This is a genomic window from Pseudomonas sp. (assembly GCF_030150285.1).
Taxonomy (GTDB): domain Bacteria; phylum Pseudomonadota; class Gammaproteobacteria; order Pseudomonadales; family Pseudomonadaceae; genus Aquipseudomonas.
In genome coordinates, this window is record NZ_JASLGE010000067.1 from 32,803 (window position 1) to 51,063 (window position 18,261).

Sequence of the window (18,261 nt, forward strand, 5' to 3'; positions counted from 1 at the left end):
TGTTGTCATGACGTATTGGTTGGGCAGAAAGTCGATTCTTGTAGTATAACTACAAGAATGCTACATCCCCGGCGATTGCCGCTTACCGACCGAGTCCAGCCCTTTGAACCTGCTGCAACATATCGCCCAGTCACGCCACCTGTTACGGAAATCGGAACTCAAGGTCGCCGATCACGTGCTGCTTGATCCTGCGGCGGTAATGCACAGCTCCATGGCCGACCTCGCTCACAGTGTCGGCATCAGCGAGCCCACGATCGTGCGTTTTTGCCGAGCTATAGGCTGCTCAGGGTTTCAGGACCTGAAACTCAAGCTGGCGCAAAGCCTGGCGGCGGGGGCGAGTTTTGGCCAGTTCGCCATTCACGAAGACGATTCGGTGGCGGACTACAGCCTCAAAATCTTCGACACCACGCTGCATACCCTGATGGATGTGCGTGAGAATCTGGACCCCGTGGCTTTGCAGCGCGCCGTGACCGCGATGTCTCAGGCCCAGCGCGTCGAGTTTTATGGGTTTGGGGCGTCAGGTGCCGTGGCGGCCGATGCCCAGCACAAGTTTTTCCGTTTGCTGCTGACGGCGGCGGCGTATTCCGACCCGCACATGCAAGCGATGTCGGCGGTGACCTTGAAGCCGACGGACGTGGCCATCTGTATCTCCCAGTCGGGCCGTTCCAAAGACTTGCTGATTACCGCCAACCTGGTGCGTGAAAGTGGCGCAACGCTGATCACCTTGTGCCCCAGCCAAACCCCGTTAGCCGAGCTGGCGACGGTGAACCTGGCCATCGACGTACACGAAGACACGGAAATCTACACCCCGTTGACCTCGCGCATTGCTCACCTGGTGGTGATTGACGTGCTGGCAATGGGCGTGGCCATGGCCCGCGGCCCGAGCCTGGTCAACCACCTTAAAAGCGTGAAACGCAGCCTTCGCAGCTTGCGCCTGTCGCCAAAATCGCTGAAAAGCCACGAAGACTAGCGCCTGCGCGCGATCTTTTGATTTTTTAAAAGATCGCGAGCAAGCTCGTTCCTACAGGGTTAGTCAACACAAAAAACCGCAGTGTTCAGCACCTCGTCGCCCTTCATCCCCCTGTCATCGCGCTTTCGCCAAGCCGTCATAAACAACGTCCATTGTGAAACTCCCGTACACGCCTTGGGAGACTCGAAATGGCTCAGCCTTACGAAGAACGCAACAGCGCCGTCAAAACCCGCCGTCAACAGGAAGACCAGCGTCGCATGGCGTTTCGTCGTGCGATTGAAGACCGTTCTGATCAGCGCCAATTGCGCCTGGAAACAGCTGAATACCCCGACCTTGGTTCCATCAACTATTGGCTGGCCGCTCCGGCAACTGGCCGTCGAAGCGTTCAACCAGCGCGCTGATTTGCAGGCGCTCACTGCGAATAAACCCCAGAAACGCATGGGCGACTGGAGACAAGCGTTTGTCTTTGGCCTGCACCACGCACCAACTGCGGTACAGCGGCAACTCGTCGACCGGCAGCTCGCGCAGCAGGCCGGTCGCCAGCTCCAGGCTGACGGCGTGGCGTGTCAGCAAGGCCACGCCCAACCCGGCCACCGCGCATTCGCGTTGAGACTCGTTGGACGACACTTCCAGCGTTTGGCTGAAGTGCACACGTTTCTCCTTGAAGTATTCTTCGCACGCCATACGCGTCCCCGAGCCTTGCTCGCGCATCAGTAACGTGTAGGGCTCCAGATCCTGCAAGCGCAGCGGGCCCTGTTCGCATAGCGGGTGATCCGCAGGTGCGACGGCCACAATCGGGTTGTTCAAAAACGGCAGGAACTCCAGCCCCATGTCTTGCGGCACCATGGACATGATCACCAGGTCATCGCGGCTATCCGACAATCGCCGTACGGCTTGCGCTCGATTGACCACCGTGAGTTGCAAATTGACTTCGGGGTGCTGGCGCTTGAACGCGGCAAACAGGTGCGGCACAAAATATTTTGCGCTCGATTCGATGGCCAGTTTCAGTTGCCCTTGCAACGAACCCAGCAAGTCCGAGAGCTGCATATCGAGGTTTTCCAGGCGACCGAAAATATCTCGACTGGCGAGCTGAAGCGCTTCAGCGGCTTCCGTCATGTACAGCTTTTTGCCGACATAATCGAACAGAGGCTGCCCGATCAGTTCCTCTAGCTGCCGAATTTGTAGACTTACGGCGGGTTGCGTCAGCGACATTTCTTCTGCAGCGCGGCTATATGAGCGCAGCACACACACTTCGTTAAACACCTGAAGTTGTCTAAAAGTGATACGCATCAATGACTTACGCATTTTATGGCGGTTCTCTGATTTTCTTCAGGTTTTCACTATAAGTTTTTACTAATGCATAACCCAAGAATTATTGATTTTTGTTTATCAATGCGTGGGTCTAGTGTGGCGACAGAACGGTTCAGACACATTTGGACACGTGCAGGCCTGGTCTAGCAGGTCGTTTGTTCCATGGGCTTTAGGAAAAATCCAAGTGATAAAAAAGATCCTGATCGCCAACCGCGGAGAAATTGCCGTCCGCATCGTGCGTGCCTGCGCCGAGATGGGGATTCGCTCTGTTGCGGTTTATTCCGAGGCTGATCGCCACGCCCTGCACGTCAAGCGTGCCGACGAAGCGCACAGCATTGGTGACGACCCGCTGGCCGGTTACCTGAACCCGCGCAAGCTGGTGAACCTGGCGGTGGAAACCGGCTGTGATGCCCTGCACCCGGGTTATGGTTTTCTGTCGGAAAACGCCGAACTGGCGGATATCTGCGCGGAGCGCGGTATCAAGTTCATCGGCCCGGCGGCTGAAGTCATTCGCCGCATGGGCGACAAGACTGAGGCCCGCCGCAGCATGATCAAGGCCGGTGTGCCGGTCACGCCGGGCACTGAAGGCAACGTGGCCGATATCCACGAGGCGCTGCTTGAAGGGGAGCGCATTGGCTACCCGGTCATGCTTAAAGCCACCTCGGGTGGCGGCGGTCGCGGTATTCGTCGGTGCAACAGCCGTGAAGAACTGGAACAAGCTTTTCCTCGGGTGATCTCCGAAGCCACCAAAGCGTTTGGTTCGGCTGAGGTGTTCCTCGAAAAATGCATCGTGAACCCCAAACACATTGAAGCCCAGATCCTGGGTGACAGCTTCGGCAACGTGGTGCACCTGTTTGAGCGTGACTGCTCGATCCAGCGGCGTAACCAGAAGCTGATCGAAATCGCCCCAAGCCCTCAGTTGACCCCGGAACAGCGTGCCTATATCGGCGACCTGTCTGTGCGTGCCGCCAAGGCCGTGGGTTACGAGAATGCCGGTACCGTGGAGTTCCTGCTCGCCGAGGGCGAGGTGTACTTCATGGAGATGAACACTCGGGTGCAGGTGGAGCACACCATCACCGAAGAAATCACCGGCATCGACATTGTGCGTGAGCAGATCCGTATCGCTTCGGGCCTGCCGCTGTCGATCAAGCAAGAAGACATTCAGCACCGTGGCTTCGCCCTGCAATTTCGGATCAACGCGGAAGACCCGAAAAACAACTTCCTGCCCAGCTTCGGCAAGATCACCCGTTACTACGCGCCCGGCGGGCCTGGCGTGCGTACCGACACGGCGATCTACACCGGCTACACCATTCCACCGTATTACGACTCCATGTGTCTGAAACTGGTGGTGTGGGCACTGACCTGGGAAGAAGCGATGGACCGTGGTTTGCGCGCCCTCGACGACATGCGTCTGCAAGGGGTCAAAACCACCGCCGCGTATTACCAGGAAATCCTGCGTAACCCGGAATTCCGTAGTGGCCAGTTCAACACCAGCTTCGTAGAAAGCCATCCAGAACTGACCAACTACTCGATCAAGCGCAAACCCGAAGAGCTGGCCCTGGCCATCGCCGCCGCCATCGCCGCCCACGCGGGCCTGTGAGGAATAAAACAATGTCCAAGAAAATTTTCGTAACCGACACCATCCTGCGTGATGCTCACCAGTCGCTGCTGGCCACTCGCATGCGCACTGAAGACATGCTGCCGATCTGCGAGAAGCTCGACAAAGTCGGCTACTGGTCGCTGGAAGTGTGGGGCGGCGCGACGTTTGACGCCTGTGTGCGCTTTCTGAAAGAAGACCCGTGGGAGCGCCTGCGCCAACTGCGTGCAGCACTGCCCAACACCCGTCTGCAAATGCTGCTGCGCGGGCAGAACCTGCTGGGCTATCGCCACTACAGCGACGACGTGGTGAAAGCCTTTGTTGCCAAGGCGGCGGTTAACGGTATCGACGTGTTCCGTATTTTCGATGCCATGAATGACGTGCGTAACCTGCGCGTGGCCATTGAAGCCGTGAAAGCCGCTGGCAAGCACGCTCAAGGCACCATCGCCTACACCACCAGCCCGGTGCACACCATCGACGCGTTTGTGGCCCAGGCCAAGCAGATGGAAGCGATGGGGTGCGATTCGGTTGCCATCAAAGACATGGCCGGTCTGCTGACGCCATTCGCCACCGGCGACCTGGTGAAAGCGCTGAAGGCTGAAATTGGTCTGCCGATCTTTATTCACTCCCATGACACGGCGGGCCTGGCGGCCATGTGTCAGCTCAAGGCTGTGGAAAACGGTGCGAGCCATATCGACACCGCCATCTCCAGCTTCGCATGGGGCACCAGCCACCCGGGTACCGAGTCGATGGTTGCCGCCCTTAAGGGCAGCGAATACGACACCGGCCTCGACCTGGCACTGCTGCAGGAAATCGGTCTGTACTTCTACGCGGTGCGTAAGAAATACCACCAGTTCGAAAGCGAATTCACCGCTGTCGACACCCGTGTTCAAGTCAACCAGGTACCGGGCGGGATGATTTCCAACCTGGCCAACCAGCTCAAGGAACAGGGTGCCCTGAACCGCATGAGCGAAGTGCTGGCCGAGATCCCGCGTGTGCGTGAAGACCTGGGCTTCCCACCGTTGGTGACCCCGACGTCGCAAATCGTAGGCACTCAGGCGTTCTTCAACGTGCTGGCCGGCGAGCGCTACAAGACCATCACCAACGAAGTGAAGCTGTACCTGCAAGGCGGTTATGGCAAGGCTCCGGGCGTGGTCAACGAGCAATTGCGCCGTCAGGCCATCGGCAACGAAGAACTGATCGACGTGCGCCCTGCGGACCTGCTCAAGCCGGAAATGGTCAAGTTGCGCGGCGAAATCGGCGCGCTGGCCAAGTCGGAAGAAGACGTCCTGACCTTCGCCATGTTCCCGGACATTGGCCGCAAGTTCCTGGAAGAGCGTGAGGCGGGCACCTTGGCCCCTGAAGTTCTACTGCCGATTCCTGAGGCGGGTGGCGTGACCAAGGCCGGTGGCGAAGGCGTGCCGACCGAGTTCGTGATCGACGTTCACGGTGAAAGCTACCGCGTCGACATTACCGGTGTGGGCGTCAAGGCCGAAGGCAAGCGTCACTTCTACCTGTCCATCGACGGCATGCCCGAAGAAGTGGTGTTCGAGCCGCTCAACGAATTCGTGGGTGGGTCTGCCAGCAAGCGCAAGCAAGCGACTGAGCCGGGCCACGTCAGTACCGCCATGCCAGGCAACATTGTCGATGTGCTGGTCAAAGTGGGCGACACCGTCAAGGCCGGTCAGTCGGTGCTGATCACTGAAGCCATGAAGATGGAGACCGAGGTTCAGGCCGCCATCGCCGGTAAAGTTGTCACCATTCATGTGGTCAAAGGCGACCGCGTTAATCCGGGCGAAATTCTGATCGAAATCGAAGCCTGATACCGCCTTTGCTTCAAACGCTTTAAACCTCGGGGGAGCATGTGCTCCCCTTTTTTTTGGTGCGTAATTTGAGCGGATCATCTGCACTACAATGCAGTTTTTTGGCGCTAGGTGGGAATTAATCTGTATTAAAATGCATTTTAAGTAAGAGAAAGAGTGCTTTAACTGCACTATAATGCAGGTATAGAGTCAATTTCGGCCTTTGAAGTGCATTAAATTGCAGGTGAATGCATGTTTCAGCTAACCCTTCAGCTTTACAGCAATGGCCAATGGCAGGATGCGATGGCTTTAAAGTTTCCGGAGCCTGATAAGGGCTTTAACGGGCCCTGTCGGTTTGGTTACACGCAGGATTATCTGATTGAAAATCTGGAAGTGATCGACAGCCCTTTTTCACGGTCGGTCAGCGCTTACGTGCCTCTTGAATGGGATGCCCGGGACTCAAAAACGGCCCCGGCCTTTTTGCATGACATTGCACCCGCCGGTGCGGCGAAAAAAATACTGATCAAGCAGATAGGGCGAGAAAAACCTGAGCATCTGAGTGATGACTTATTTTTGCTTGGGCGCAGCACGCCGGGTCCTATCGGGCATTTACGCATAAAAGAGTCTCATGAGCGGTTGGATCAGCGTCAGGCGCTGGGTTTTACCCGTGAAGACGTGATCGTTCGCGACAATAGCTTTCTGGAATATGCCCACGAACAGGGCGCAGCCATTGGAGGTGCAACGGGAGCCGGCGGGGAGGCCCCGAAGCTATTGATGGCTGAAGCGGTTGATGGCCTGCTGTACCCGGATGCGACCCTTGAGGATGCCCGCGTAAAGCAGCACTGGTTTATCAAATTTGCGCGTAATAGGGCTCTTGAGCGGGATCAGATAATCTTGCGCAGCGAGTTTCTCTATTACAAAGCGCTGCAGTCGCTCGGGATTGAAACCGTGTCGGCCCAGGGGTTGGCGTTGGAAGAGGGCCGCAAGCCAAGTCTCTGGATGCAGCGTTTTGATCGAAATGTCACGGCGCGCGGTGTTGAACGCTACGCTGTGGAGTCGATTTACTCGCTTGCTCAAGTGACCGAGCCGGGCAGCACGATGACGCATCTTGAGGTGGTTGAGTTGCTTGCGGGGTTGTGGAGCCAGGCCGGGCAGCAGGGTCAGATTGAGGATTTGGTCGCCGAATACCTGCGTCGTGACGTGCTTAACAAGATTCTGGGTAACAGCGATAACCACGGTCGGAATACGGCGATTATTCGCGGCACCGATGCGTTTCGACTGGCCCCGATTTATGACCTGGCACCGATGGTCATGGACGACGAAGGGATTACTCGAACCACTAAATGGCCGTTGGAGATTGAGCGGGCCGGTGAGATTGATTGGCGCGCTGCGTGTGAATCGTTAAGTGCGATTGTCAGTCCCGACATTGCCTTTGAGCGCTTGCGCGCAGATGCAGAGCAACTGCGAGCGTTGCCAGACGTACTCAGCGCGAGTGGCCTCCCGGACGTGACAATGAATCACCCACAAATAGCGCTTAAAAACCTCGATCAGCGTCTACGCACGTGGGGGCTGAAATGACGCTGACCATTGATGCGCGCCAGTTGATTATCGAAACCATTGAGGCTGATTTGGCGCAGGGGAAAGCCACCTTGGGCGAGGCGGTGAAGCGATTGCGGGTCGATGTCACTCAGTTGCAGCAAACCCAATTTGCCCGCATGTGCAAAATATCGGTCCGCACTTTGATTCAAATTGAGCACGACGAGGGCAATCCCACGCTCAAATCCTTGAATGCAGTCTTCAAACCGTTCGGTCTGCAAATGGGTGTGGTGCGTCGGTCAAGAAAATTTTAAGTCTCTTCTGAACCCAAAAACGCCCAACAGTCCTTGTTGGGCGTATTGATCAAAAATTAATCAGTTAATGCTCGGCAGGCTTCCAAGGTCAGGATTTGGCCGCTTTCTGGTTGGTTATCCAGTGCCAGCCATTTCTCAAACCCTGACGCTATAGCGGGCCATTCCGTACCGATCATACTGTACCATGTGGTATCACGATTTCTGCCTTTAACCACCATATGCTGGCGAAAAATGCCTTCGTAGGTGTACCCCAATCGTACTGCTGAACGCTTTGACCGGTCATTCAGGTTGTTGCACTTCCATTCCAGCCGGCGATTGCCCAAGGCGAAGGCTTCCTTGGCCAAGAGGTAGACCGCCTCGGTACTTTTTGGCGAGCGCTGCATGGCAGCGCCGAATGTCACGTTACCGATCTCGATGCGACCGTGTTCCGGCACGATGGACATAAGGCTGAGTAGGCCTTGGGCCTGGCCGCCAGGTTTATCGATAACCGCGTAAAAGTGCGGGTCGAGGCTGTTGGTCAGGGCTTGCAGCCATGTATCAAAGGCCGGGCGCTCGGCGAAAGGGCCAAAAGGCATGTAGTCCCACAACGCGGGATCGCTGTGGGCCCCTTGAAAGGCTAGCCATAAATCGTCGCCGTGCCGGGTGCCGTCAAGCTTTTCCAGACGAATGTAGAGACCGTCCAGCGTTCGGTTACCCGGGGTTTTGGCCGGTTGCCAGTGTTGTAGAGATTCAGGCATGACGCGCTTCCTTTTTATGACAAGGCTTTGCGGAATTGGATAAACCCGGGGCGATCGGCAATACGGTCATAGAGCTGTTGCGCCGTGGTGTTGGTTTCGTGGGTTAGCCAATGAACTTTGGCGCACCCCAGGTCGCGGGCTGCGGCGTAGACGTGCTCGATCAACTGGCGGCCCACGCCGGTGCCGCGCAGGTCTGGGCTGACGTACAAGTCTTGCAGGTAGCACGAATTGCCAATGCTCCAATTGGACCGATGGATAACGGTTTGCACCATGCCCACGGCTTTATCGCCCTGCCAGGCGAGCGCCAGGTGGGTGGGTTCGCTCGGGTCGAGAAAGCGCTGCCAGGTCGAATCGCTAACCTCGGCGGGTAAATCGGTTTTATAAAAGCGCAGGTAGGCCTGCCACAGTGGCAGCCAGGCCTTCTGATCGGCTGCGGTGGCGGGTCTGATTTCAATGGCTTGAGTCATGGGGGCTAGTCCTTGGCGATTAAATGAGCGAGTGCGTGGTCGTGCGGGTTACGGTTGGCCAGCAGCCCGCTGCGCACGCCAGCCTGGTCGGCGGCGCTACGGTTCTGGCTGAGTTTGCGTTTGCCTATCAGGCGCGTGATCGGCAGGCGAAACCCGATGATGGCGCTGAGCAGGCTGTCGATGTAGTCACGCGGGGCGTCACTGACCGCCCATGGCTCAGGTCGGCCCGCCTCATGGCGTGCGCTGAGCTGGCTGACCAGCGCCAGCAACCGCTTGGCGTCATCGAATACCTCGGCTTGCCCGTAGGCGTGTACCGCCAGGTAGTTCCAGGTGGGTACCGCTTTGCCGTGGACGGCTTTTTCGGGGTAGAACGAGGGGCTGATATAGGCCTGTTCACCTGCAAAAATCACCAGGGTTTCTGCGGGCTCGGCCAAGGACTGCCCCTGTGGATTGGGGCGGGCCAAATGCCCGTACAGCGTGCCGAATGGCCCTTCGTCGGGCATGAGCAGCAGTGGTACGTGGCTGGCGATCAGGTCGTGGGTGATGACGACCGGAAGAGGCGTGGCCAGCATCTGGTCATGTAACACCGCGGTGTCAGTTTCTGCGAAGGCGCGAGGTACATACATGGAAGTTTTCCTTGGCGAATGCAGGCATCCTAGGCAGGCTAATGGTTCGTTGTAAGAGCCACTAAGAGCCAATTTCATAGGTCCAATTCATGCCAAAGCCAACCCTTTCTCTCGCCTTCAACCCGGCTGGAATCGAACTGGACCCGAAAAAAGGGTTGAGCCGCCAGCTTTACCAAGCCTTGCGTCAGCGGGTTTTGGACGGCCGATTGAGCGGGGGATCACGCTTGCCTGCCACTCGGGATTTGGCGGCGGCGCTGGGTATTTCGCGCAACAGTGTGGTGCGGGCCTACGATCAGTTGTATGCCGAGGGGTTCATCGAAGGGCGCATAGGTGATGGCACGTATGTCGCCCAATTGCCAGAGAAAGCACTGCCGCTAAAAAAGTTGTCCACCAACTTGTCCACAGGGTTTCCAACAAGCTTACCCACAGGGTTATCCACAAAAAGCGACTTTTTACCTGTATTTACGTCCAGTAAAGTTATCCACAACACGGCGCTGACGCGAGTCTCTTGCCATTCTTTGGACCTGCCCCCCAGCGGCACCCCACGCGCGTTTCGGGTGGGGGTTCCGGCCTTTGATTTGTTTCCCTTTGAGGTCTGGAGCAAGCTGCAAGCGGCCTTTTGGCGTAAGCCGGATCTGCATCAGTTGTGCTACGGCAACCCGGCCGGCGATGAGCGTTTGCGCGAACTGATCGCCGCATATTTGCGAACATCACGCGGCTTATCGTGCTCATCTGAACAAATTTTGATCACCAGTGGCGCACAGCAAGGAATTAGCCTTTGTGCACAGTTGCTGGTGGAGCCCGGCGAAGGGGTGGCTGTGGAAAACCCCGGGTACCAGGCGGCCGCTCAGGCCTTCGCGGTTGCAGGGGCTAATGTGCAAGGCGTGGCGGTCGATCAGGACGGTATGAAGTGCGCGGCGCTGGCGCATTTGGATCGCTGCCGCCTGGTGTATGTGACGCCGTCGCACCAGTACCCGACGGGCGTCACCATGAGCCTGGCTCGGCGGCTTGAGTTGCTGGAGTGGGCCGAGCGCACGCAGGGCTGGATTGTCGAGGACGACTACGACGGCGAATACCGCTACAGCGGCGCGCCGCTGGCCCCGCTGGCGGCCTTGGACCGGCACGAGCGGGTCATTTATGTCGGCACGTTCGGCAAGGTGGCTTTTCCTGCGTTACGCCTGGGCTATGTGGTGTTGCCTAAAGACTTGATCAGGCCGTTCTATCAGCGCCGGTCCCTGGACATGCGCCATTCGGAAGTGGGTACCCAGGCGGTGATGGCTGAGTTTATGGCGACGGGGCATTTTCAGCGGCATATCCGCCGCATGCGCCGTGCGGCGCTGAGTCGGCGTAATGCGTTGCTGGCACATTGGCCGCAAGGCATCGAGGGCATGGGAGCAATGCCTAACATCGCGGCCGGGCTGCATGTGGCCGTGCCCGTGGCGAGCCTTGAGCGAGAACACGAGTTGCTGGCGCAGGCCAGGCAAGTAGACGTGGAAGTCAACGGCTTGAGCCGGTATTGGCTCAAGCACTCCACCGAGCCTGTGGATAACCGCGCCGGCCTGGTGTTGGGGTTTGCCGCGGTGCCGGAAGTGGAGATCAAGGCGGCGTTGGCGCGGCTGGAAAAAGCCTGGGTGCGCTGAGCGTCCGCGTGACCGATTCCGACGGTTCGCACATGGCCTTAAGCAAGCCGGGGGTAGATGCCCTGACCCGCACAGACCGCGCGCCTGTTCGTCCCTGTACGGGCCGGGCTACTTACTGCTCGCGCTCGAACCCTTCCAGCACGTTCACGGCATTCACGCCGATCTCTTCCACGGCGTAACCGCCCTCCATGACAAACAGCGTGGGTTTGCCCAAGCGTGCAATGCGCTCGCCCATGCGCAGGTAGTCAGGGCTGTCGAGTTTGAACTGGGAAATCGGGTCGTCTTTGAACGTGTCGACACCCAACGACACCACCAGCACATCGGCGTCGTAGCGTTCTATTTCGGCACAGGCCTGCTCCAACGCGGCGCTCCAGCGCTCCCAGCCGGAACCTGCGGCCAGCGGGTAGTTGAAGTTGAAGCCTTCGCCCGCGCCTTCGCCCACTTCATCGGTATAGCCTAGAAAGAAAGGAAACTCGGCTTCAGGATGCCCGTGGATCGAGGTGAACAGCACGTCATTGCGCGCGTAAAAAATCGACTGGGTGCCGTTGCCGTGGTGATAGTCCACGTCGAGGATCGCCACTTTCTGGCGGCCTTGATCAAGAAAGGCCTGTGCGGCAATCGCGGCGTTATTGAGGTAGCAGTAGCCGCCCATTAAATCGCTCGCCGCGTGATGCCCCGGTGGGCGGCACAAGGCGAACGCACCGCGCGCGCCGCGCTGGATTTCTGCCTGGGCGGTCAGCGCCACTTGTGCTGAGCTGTAGGCGGCTTGCCACGTGCCAGGCGTAATCGGCGCGCCGCCGTCGAAGCTGTAAAACCCGAGTTGGCCGTGCAGGCTGGTGGGCAATACCGCGCGCAGGGTGCGCGCGGGCCAGGTGTAGGGCAGCAGGTCGCCGTCGCGGCCGTGTTCGGCCCAGCGCGCCCAAGCGCCCTGGAAAAAGTCCAGGTAGGCACTGCTGTGAACACGCTCAATGGGGGCGCGGCCAAAGTCGTGGGGGGCTTGTACCGGGCCGAGCCCGCGTGCCTGTACGCGTTTCAGAATGTGATCGGCGCGTGACGGCATTTCAAAGCAGGGCAGTAATTGCCCGTCTATCAACTCGCAGCGGCCGTGATGCAGGTGGTGATCGTCTGAATAGATCGTCAGCATTTTTCTTGTTCTCCGCAGGCGTGGTCAGTGACCTACAGTCTTGCGGTGTCAGCGCTTCCAGAAAACGACAGGAGCGGCCAAAAAGGGATCAGAGCGGCCAAAATAACTGACCGAAATTCGCCCCTTTCCGGCGCTGCGAGCTAGGCCCGAAACTGGCTGGGTGATACGCCGCTCCAGCGCACGAAGGCATGACGAAAGCTCGCGGTTTCACTAAACCCCAGGGTTTCAGCGATGCGATAAATGGGCCATTCCGTTTCGTTGAGCAGTAACTTGGCGCGCTCAAAACGCAGGTCATCCAGCAGCGTCTGGTAGCTGCAACCCATGTCATGCAGATGGCGGCGCAAGGTGCGCGGCGAACAGTTCAGTTGTTCGGCCAGGCCCTCCAGCCCTGGAGCCGCCTGCAACTGGGCGGCCAGTAACTGGCGGATACGCTCCAGCCAGGTTTGGCGGCCCGTGAACTCCAGGTTTTGTTTACGGCAACGCTCCGCCATGGCCTGGTGGGTGACGGCATCGGCCAGCGGTAGCGGTTGTTCGAGCCAGTGCGGGGCAAAGGCGAACGCATTGTCGCAGGCTTCGAACTGGCGTGGGCAGTCGAAGCTTTGGTGGTAGCGGGCGTGATAGTCCGGGGCACAGTGAGCGAAGCGCGCCCCTAACAAGGGCAGGGGGTGGCCCAATAAGTCTTCGCAAATGACTTTGAGCGAGACCAGGCACAGCTCGGCATTGAATGCCGCCAATTGTGGGCTCTCACGATAGCCTGTGGCACAGAACCAGACCCGCTCGCTGTCGGCGTGCAGGCTCAGTTCAAAAAGTGTTCCCAATAGCGCCGGGTAGCGCAAGGCCAGATGTAAAGCGTCACCTAAGGTGGCACTGGTAAGCAGGGCATAGCCCAACATCCCGTAGGACGACACATGCATGCGCCGCCCCAATTCCAGGCCCACTTCGCGGCGCAACGCCACGGCATTGGCGCATACGCGCATTTCCTGGTTGGTGGTGATGCGCGTGTCGGCGCGGCTCAAGTCCGCAGCGCGGATGCCGCTGCCGGCCAACAGCGTTTCGCTGGGCAACCCTTCGGCTTCGAAGGTGCTGAGCACCAGCGACACGGCGTTGAGCGTGGTGAGGTGGGAGTGCAGCATGCTCGCGTCCAACAAGGGGAGGTGCCAGATGCGAGCAAGTTGTATGCCGGAGCGCGGCGTTACGCCAGTTCGCCGCAGATATCCTGCTCGACCAAGCGGCGAACGTCTGCCAGCGGCAAGTCCGCGCCCAGCAGGGCGTGCAGTTTGCCGAACACCGCTTCACGGGTCATGCCGCCGCCCGACAGCACGCCAGCCTCACGCAACCGGCTGCCCGCTTCGTACACATCCAGCGCTACACCGCCTTCATGGCATTGGGTAATGGCGACCACCACGATGCCGTTTTCCTGTGCCCGTTGCAGGCTGGCCAGAAAGGCCGGGTTATCGCTGGGGCCGGTACCGCTGCCGAAGCATTCAATGATCAGTGCTTCGATCCCGCTATTGAGCAGGGCATCGAGTTGTGCTGCGCCAATGCCGGGCACGAGGGGCAGTACGCCAACGCTGGCTTCGTGCCTGGGCTGGTCGTAGGCCAGCGCGTTCGGGAGAGCATCTGCCTTGGCGACGCCGCCGTTGCGGGTGAGTGTCACGAACGGGTTGCGACCGAAGCTGCGCACTTTGGCGCACCGGGTTGGGGCCATTAGCTTGCCGTGGAAATACAGTTGTACGCCGTGGGGTTGGCCTTGGCCGAGGGCCATCAATGCGCCGCTGACGTTTTCCCAGGCATCGCTGTCAGGGACGCCCGCCGGCAACATCGAGCCGGTGAACAGCACCGGTGCAGGCAAGCCAATCAGGTGAAAGCACATCGCTGCAGCGCTGTAGGCCAGGGTGTCGGTGCCGTGCAGAACCAGCACCGAATCGCAGCCATCCTGTGTGATAGCGTCGATAATTGCCGTGCGCAGGCGCAGCCAGTAAGCAGGCGTCATGTTGGCGCTGTCGATCAGCGGGCTCATCTCGCGAAATTGCCACTGGGGTGCCTTTACGTGCGGTTGGCTGGCGAGGTGTTCGGCCATGCGCGCTTCAAAGCCGGAGGCAGGTGCCAGGCCGTTGGCGCTGGCGAGCATGCCGATGGTACCGCCGGTGTAGAGCACCATGACGCGCCGGGCGGGGGCGAGGGTCACTGCCGTCATTAATAGAGTCTCCCTAAGCAAAAACGCGGCGGCTCTGATCAGAACCGCCGCGTGAGTGTCAGCGTTTTGTGTCGGTGGCCTTGGTGGCTGGTCGAGGCGGCCAGGCTTTGAGGTCCAGGTCCAGGTCCGGGAATTTACTGGAATCGAACACCGGTGTCTTGATGCCGGCAGAGCGTTGGTCATCGTAGTCTTTGAGCACGCGCATGCAGATCTTGAACAGCATTGCCAGGGCGACCAGGTTGACGAATGCCAGCAGGGTCATGGCAATGTCGGCGAAGGCGAACACCGTTTGCAGGTTTTCGATTGAGCCCCAGAAGATCAGCACCAGCACCAGCGCGCGGTACCCCATCAGCGCCTTGCGGCTTTCACCGACCAGAAAGCGCAGGTTGTTCTCGCCCAGGTAGTAGTTGTAGAGCATCGACGTGAACACAAACAGCGCCAGCGCGACGCTGATAAACACACGGCCCCACTCACCGACTACGGCCGCCAACGAGTTTTGCGTCAGGGCAATGCCGTCGCCTTCAAAGCCTGGCGTGTAGAACCCGGACAGCAGAATCAGCAACGCGGTGCAGGTACAGATTAGGAAGGTGTCGAGGAATACGCTGAACGCTTGAACCACGCCCTGTGCGATCGGGTGCTCGACGTCCGCGACAGCGGCTACGTTCGGAGCGCTGCCCAAGCCGGCTTCGTTGGCGAACACGCCTCGTTTAACGCCCATCACAATGGCGCTGCCGATCAGGCCACCAAACACCGGGTCGAGGCCGAAGGCGCTTTTGACGATATGGCCGAGCATGGCGGGTACGTGATCGATTTGCAGCACGATGACGTAGAGGGTGACGGCGATGTAGGCCAGGGTTTTGACCGGAACCAGCAAGTCAGCCACCGACGCAATACGCTTGATGCCGCCGATAAACACCAGCCCCAGCAGCACGGCGATGGTCAGCCCCGAGTAAGTCACATCAAACCCAAAGGCGTCTTGCAGCGAGTGAGTCACGGCGTGGGCTTGCAGGCCCATAAAGGCAAAGCCGAAGGTAATCAGCAACAGGACGGCCATCAGTTTGCCCATCCAGATTTTGCCCAGGCCGTACTTCATATAGAAGGATGGGCCGCCGCGCAGTTGGCCTTCCGAGTCGCGGCGTTTGTACAACTGGCCCAGCGAACATTCGATCAGGCTGCTGGACATGCCGACCAGCGCGGTCACCCACATCCAGAACACGGCACCCGGGCCTCCCAGGGTCACGGCAATGCCGACACCGGCGATGTTGCCCGCGCCTACCCGGCCGGCGAGGCTGAGCATCAGCGCCTGAAAGGAGCTGAGTTGGCCTGCGCTGCTGCGCAGGCTGTCTTTGAATACGGCAAACATGTGCAGGAAGTAGCGAAACTGAACGAAACGCGAGCGGATCGTGAAGTAGCTACCGAGCCCAACCATGAGCACGATTAGCACTTTCCCTGAGAGGAAGTCATTGATGACTTCAAGCATGGATTTTTCCTCGCTGTTTTTATCTGAAGGCAAACGGCTGGATCGGGATCACGCACTACGCCCGTTCAGGCAGGCATAAACGTAGGCGATCGAGGGGATTCAGGCCATGTTGCTGTTTGATTTACGCTGTTTTCGTGCTGTCGCTGGCCGCTGGCGCAGGGCCTTGGCACGAGAAGAGGGCGGGCACTATACCTAGGAGTGTAGGAAGCGTCTGCATAAGTGACTGAATTTTCATGTGTAAAGAGTCTGAAATGCCATCAAATAGTGTCAGATTTGCCCTTTCGTAGGCGCGAGCTGGCTTGCGTCCACAGGCCAATTTCGGGCAAAAAAAAGGACCCGCAGATCAAATCTGCGAGCCCTCAAAAGGTGAGAGGTGTCTAGTCCCTCGACCTGGTGATCAAAAAGCGTGTTACAGCATCAGGCCTTCAACGGCACCAGACGCGGGGCAATCATGTTTTCCGGGCGCAGGATGTCGTCGAGCATGGCGTCGTCGAGCAAGCCTTCTTCGCGCACCAGTTCCAGCACGCCACGGCCGCTTTCAAGCGCGATACGGGCAATACGGGTGGCGTTTTTGTAGCCGATGTACGGGTTCAGGGCGGTGACCAGGCCGATCGAATGCTCGACCAGTTCACGGCAGCGTGCTTCGTTGGCGGTGATGCCGACGATGCAGTGTTCGCGCAGCATGTCCATGGCGCGTTGCAACAGGCGGATCGAGTCGAGGATCTTGAACGCGATCAGCGGCTCCATCACGTTCAGCTGCAGTTGGCCGCCTTCGGCTGCCATGGTCAGCGCCAGGTCGTTACCGATGACCTGGAAAGCTACCTGGTTGACGGCTTCCGGGATTACCGGGTTGACCTTGCCGGGCATGATCGAGCTGCCTGGCTGACGCGCCGGCAGGTTGATCTCGTTGATGCCGGTGCGTGGGCCACTGGACAGCAGGCGCAGGTCGTTGCAGATCTTCGACAGCTTGACCGCGGTGCGCTTGAGCATGCCGGAGAACAGCACGAAGGCGCCCATGTCGGAGGTGGCTTCGATCAGGTCGGCAGCCGGTACCAGCGGGTGGCCGCTGATGGTGGCCAGGCGCTGTACGGCCAAGGCCTGGTAGCCAGGGTCGGCGTTGATGCCAGTACCGATGGCGGTGCCGCCCAGGTTGATTTCGGTCAGCAGTTCCGGAGCCAGCGAGCGCAGGCGCTGCAGGTCTTCAGTCATGGTGGTGGCGAAGGCGCGGAATTCCTGGCCCAGGGTCATCGGGACGGCGTCCTGCAGCTGGGTACGGCCCATCTTCAGTACGTGGTCGAATTCTTTACCCTTGGCAGCGAAGGCCTGGATCAGGCTATCAAGGCTGGCCAGCAGCGCGTCGTGACCCAGCAACAGGCCCAGGCGGATTGCGGTCGGGTAGGCGTCGTTGGTCGACTGCGCCATGTTCACGTCGTTGTTAGGGTGCAGGTACTTGTACTCACCCTTCTGGTGGCCCATGGCCTCCAGCGCAACGTTGGCAATGACTTCGTTGGCGTTCATGTTGGTAGAAGTACCAGCGCCGCCCTGGATCATGTCAACCACGAACTGGTCGTGGAAATCGCCTTTGATCAGGCGGGCGCAGGCCTCGCTGATGGCGGCGTGCTTGGCATCGCTCAGGTGACCCAGCTCACGGTTGGCGTCGGCAGCGGCCTGCTTGACCATGGCCAGGGCCACGACCAGCTTCGGGTAGTGCGACAGCGGAACACCGGAGAGGTGGAAGTTGTTGGCAGCGCGCAGGGTCTGGATGCCGTAGTAGGCATCAGCAGGAACTTCAAGGGTACCCAACAGATCTTTTTCGACGCGGAACGATGCAGCGGAGGACATGATGTATATCATCTCGATATTGACCCGGCACATGCCGGAATGGCGCCAATCCTAGGCCTGAAGGTGATTTTGCGGCCAATGCTGTTGCACGCTAACCTATGCACAAACGGCATAGTGTTTCATGTGACGCCAATTGACATTCGAGCGTGTTCCATTTTGGTGCACGCCGGGAGATGTGCTTCGTGAACCTTGAAAGCAAATGGCTGGAAGATTTCAGTGCGCTGGCTTCTACCCGCAGTTTTTCCCAGGCCGCAGAGCGGCGTTTCGTCACCCAACCGGCCTTCAGCCGGCGTATCCGCAGCCTCGAAGCGGCGTTGGGGCTGCAACTGGTGAATCGTTCCCGCACGCCCATCGAACTGACAGAGGCCGGCCAGCTTTTTCTCGTCACGGCGCGCACTGTTGTCGACCAGTTGAGCGAAATTCTCCGCCATTTGCATCATCTTGAGGGCGGGCAGGGCGAGGTGGTGCAGGTGGCTGCGGCACACTCCCTGGCGTCGGGCTTCTTCCCCCGGTGGGTGGCCCAGTTGCGCAACGACGGTTTGAACATCGCCACCCGCCTGGTTGCGACTAACGTCGGAGATGCCGTGCATGCATTACG

Annotated in this window: 17 protein-coding genes; 8 read left to right on the plus strand and 9 right to left on the minus strand. The window is 59.0% G+C overall.

The window, feature by feature from the left end; translation table 11 throughout:
- The first annotated feature begins 103 nt into the window (after positions 1 to 103).
- Entirely contained in the window at positions 104 to 970 is an 867-nt protein-coding gene (gene hexR / locus Q1W15_RS15085) for a transcriptional regulator HexR (protein WP_300729891.1), read from the plus strand.
- 188 nt (positions 971 to 1,158) lie between these two features.
- On the plus strand, positions 1,159 to 1,371 hold the full coding sequence (locus tag Q1W15_RS15090) for a PA3496 family putative envelope integrity protein (protein WP_300729893.1): 213 nt from the start codon (positions 1,159 to 1,161) through the stop codon (positions 1,369 to 1,371).
- Here Q1W15_RS15090 and Q1W15_RS15095 read toward each other — a convergent pair.
- On the minus strand, positions 1,313 to 2,275 hold the full coding sequence (locus Q1W15_RS15095; protein WP_300729895.1) for a LysR family transcriptional regulator: 963 nt from the start codon (positions 2,273 to 2,275) through the stop codon (positions 1,313 to 1,315). The genes Q1W15_RS15090 and Q1W15_RS15095 overlap by 59 nt on opposite strands.
- Before the next feature lie 190 nt (positions 2,276 to 2,465).
- On the opposite strand from Q1W15_RS15095, the gene Q1W15_RS15100 reads away from it, so the two are divergent.
- The 4 genes from Q1W15_RS15100 (at position 2,466) to Q1W15_RS15115 (ending at position 7,530) form a co-directional block, all read left to right on the plus strand.
- On the plus strand, positions 2,466 to 3,881 hold the full coding sequence (locus tag Q1W15_RS15100; protein WP_300729897.1) for an acetyl-CoA carboxylase biotin carboxylase subunit: 1,416 nt from the start codon (positions 2,466 to 2,468) through the stop codon (positions 3,879 to 3,881).
- Between the two features lie 11 nt (positions 3,882 to 3,892).
- Positions 3,893 to 5,701: a sodium-extruding oxaloacetate decarboxylase subunit alpha gene (gene oadA / locus Q1W15_RS15105; RefSeq protein ID WP_300729899.1), complete on the plus strand. Its 1,809-nt coding sequence runs from the start codon at positions 3,893 to 3,895 to the stop codon at positions 5,699 to 5,701.
- Between the two features lie 231 nt (positions 5,702 to 5,932).
- Positions 5,933 to 7,258 (plus strand): HipA domain-containing protein, encoded by a 1,326-nt coding sequence (locus tag Q1W15_RS15110; protein ID WP_300729904.1) that lies wholly within the window; start codon positions 5,933 to 5,935, stop codon positions 7,256 to 7,258.
- A complete protein-coding gene (locus tag Q1W15_RS15115; protein WP_300729906.1) occupies positions 7,255 to 7,530 on the plus strand; it encodes a helix-turn-helix transcriptional regulator in 276 nt (91 codons plus the stop codon). Before Q1W15_RS15110 ends, Q1W15_RS15115 begins: the two co-directional genes overlap by 4 nt.
- 56 nt (positions 7,531 to 7,586) lie before the next feature.
- Here the strand turns inward: Q1W15_RS15115 and Q1W15_RS15120 are convergent, their stop codons facing one another.
- The 3 genes from Q1W15_RS15120 to Q1W15_RS15130 are packed head-to-tail and all read right to left on the minus strand — an operon-like array spanning position 7,587 to position 9,360.
- Positions 7,587 to 8,267 carry a GNAT family protein gene (locus tag Q1W15_RS15120; RefSeq protein ID WP_300729908.1) on the minus strand — a complete coding sequence of 227 codons (681 nt, stop codon included), beginning with the start codon at positions 8,265 to 8,267 and terminating at the stop codon, positions 7,587 to 7,589.
- A 14-nt stretch (positions 8,268 to 8,281) separates the two neighbouring features.
- The gene (locus Q1W15_RS15125; protein WP_300729914.1) at positions 8,282 to 8,734 is read right to left on the minus strand and encodes a GNAT family N-acetyltransferase; all 453 of its coding nucleotides are present in this window, start codon (positions 8,732 to 8,734) and stop codon (positions 8,282 to 8,284) included.
- Between the two features lie 5 nt (positions 8,735 to 8,739).
- Entirely contained in the window at positions 8,740 to 9,360 is a 621-nt protein-coding gene (locus tag Q1W15_RS15130; protein ID WP_300729916.1) for an FMN-binding negative transcriptional regulator, read from the minus strand.
- A gap of 89 nt (positions 9,361 to 9,449) precedes the next feature.
- Here Q1W15_RS15130 and Q1W15_RS15135 point away from each other — a divergent pair, with 89 nt between their 5' ends.
- A complete protein-coding gene (locus Q1W15_RS15135) occupies positions 9,450 to 11,000 on the plus strand; it encodes a PLP-dependent aminotransferase family protein (protein ID WP_300729918.1) in 1,551 nt (516 codons plus the stop codon).
- A 112-nt stretch (positions 11,001 to 11,112) separates the two neighbouring features.
- Here Q1W15_RS15135 and Q1W15_RS15140 read toward each other — a convergent pair whose 3' ends face one another.
- The 5 genes from Q1W15_RS15140 to aspA all read right to left on the minus strand — a co-directional run bounded on the left by Q1W15_RS15140 (position 11,113) and on the right by aspA (position 17,663).
- Positions 11,113 to 12,144 carry a histone deacetylase family protein gene (locus Q1W15_RS15140; protein ID WP_300729920.1) on the minus strand — a complete coding sequence of 344 codons (1,032 nt, stop codon included), beginning with the start codon at positions 12,142 to 12,144 and terminating at the stop codon, positions 11,113 to 11,115.
- Between the two features lie 140 nt (positions 12,145 to 12,284).
- Positions 12,285 to 13,277, minus strand: coding sequence for an AraC family transcriptional regulator (locus Q1W15_RS15145; protein WP_300729922.1), 993 nt, complete (start codon positions 13,275 to 13,277; stop codon positions 12,285 to 12,287).
- 59 nt (positions 13,278 to 13,336) lie between these two features.
- A complete protein-coding gene (locus tag Q1W15_RS15150; protein WP_300729924.1) occupies positions 13,337 to 14,341 on the minus strand; it encodes an asparaginase in 1,005 nt (334 codons plus the stop codon).
- 58 nt (positions 14,342 to 14,399) lie between these two features.
- Positions 14,400 to 15,821: a sodium:alanine symporter family protein gene (locus Q1W15_RS15155; RefSeq protein WP_300729929.1), complete on the minus strand. Its 1,422-nt coding sequence runs from the start codon at positions 15,819 to 15,821 to the stop codon at positions 14,400 to 14,402.
- Between the two features lie 417 nt (positions 15,822 to 16,238).
- Positions 16,239 to 17,663, minus strand: a complete 1,425-nt coding sequence (gene aspA, locus Q1W15_RS15160; RefSeq protein WP_300729931.1) for an aspartate ammonia-lyase — start codon at positions 17,661 to 17,663, stop codon at positions 16,239 to 16,241.
- A 182-nt stretch (positions 17,664 to 17,845) separates the two neighbouring features.
- Here aspA and Q1W15_RS15165 point away from each other — a divergent pair.
- A partial coding sequence (locus Q1W15_RS15165; protein WP_300729933.1) for a LysR family transcriptional regulator occupies positions 17,846 to 18,261 on the plus strand: 416 nt, incomplete at its 3' end.

What these genes read in the sequence shown, in the direction of transcription:
- Q1W15_RS15145 (WP_300729922.1), bottom strand. Translation starts at nt 13,277, where the DNA reads ATGCTGCACTCCCACCTCACCACGCTCAACGCCGTGTCGCTGGTGCTC.
- Q1W15_RS15110 (WP_300729904.1), top strand. Translation starts at nt 5,933, where the DNA reads ATGTTTCAGCTAACCCTTCAGCTTTACAGCAATGGCCAATGGCAGGAT.
- oadA (WP_300729899.1), top strand. Translation starts at nt 3,893, where the DNA reads ATGTCCAAGAAAATTTTCGTAACCGACACCATCCTGCGTGATGCTCAC.
- Q1W15_RS15095 (WP_300729895.1), bottom strand. Translation starts at nt 2,275, where the DNA reads ATGCGTAAGTCATTGATGCGTATCACTTTTAGACAACTTCAGGTGTTT.
- aspA (WP_300729931.1), bottom strand. Translation starts at nt 17,663, where the DNA reads ATGTCCTCCGCTGCATCGTTCCGCGTCGAAAAAGATCTGTTGGGTACC.
- Q1W15_RS15135 (WP_300729918.1), top strand. Translation starts at nt 9,450, where the DNA reads ATGCCAAAGCCAACCCTTTCTCTCGCCTTCAACCCGGCTGGAATCGAA.
- Q1W15_RS15125 (WP_300729914.1), bottom strand. Translation starts at nt 8,734, where the DNA reads ATGACTCAAGCCATTGAAATCAGACCCGCCACCGCAGCCGATCAGAAG.
- Q1W15_RS15155 (WP_300729929.1), bottom strand. Translation starts at nt 15,821, where the DNA reads ATGCTTGAAGTCATCAATGACTTCCTCTCAGGGAAAGTGCTAATCGTG.
- Q1W15_RS15140 (WP_300729920.1), bottom strand. Translation starts at nt 12,144, where the DNA reads ATGCTGACGATCTATTCAGACGATCACCACCTGCATCACGGCCGCTGC.
- Q1W15_RS15150 (WP_300729924.1), bottom strand. Translation starts at nt 14,341, where the DNA reads ATGACGGCAGTGACCCTCGCCCCCGCCCGGCGCGTCATGGTGCTCTAC.
- Q1W15_RS15120 (WP_300729908.1), bottom strand. Translation starts at nt 8,267, where the DNA reads ATGCCTGAATCTCTACAACACTGGCAACCGGCCAAAACCCCGGGTAAC.
- Q1W15_RS15130 (WP_300729916.1), bottom strand. Translation starts at nt 9,360, where the DNA reads ATGTATGTACCTCGCGCCTTCGCAGAAACTGACACCGCGGTGTTACAT.
- Q1W15_RS15090 (WP_300729893.1), top strand. Translation starts at nt 1,159, where the DNA reads ATGGCTCAGCCTTACGAAGAACGCAACAGCGCCGTCAAAACCCGCCGT.
- Q1W15_RS15115 (WP_300729906.1), top strand. Translation starts at nt 7,255, where the DNA reads ATGACGCTGACCATTGATGCGCGCCAGTTGATTATCGAAACCATTGAG.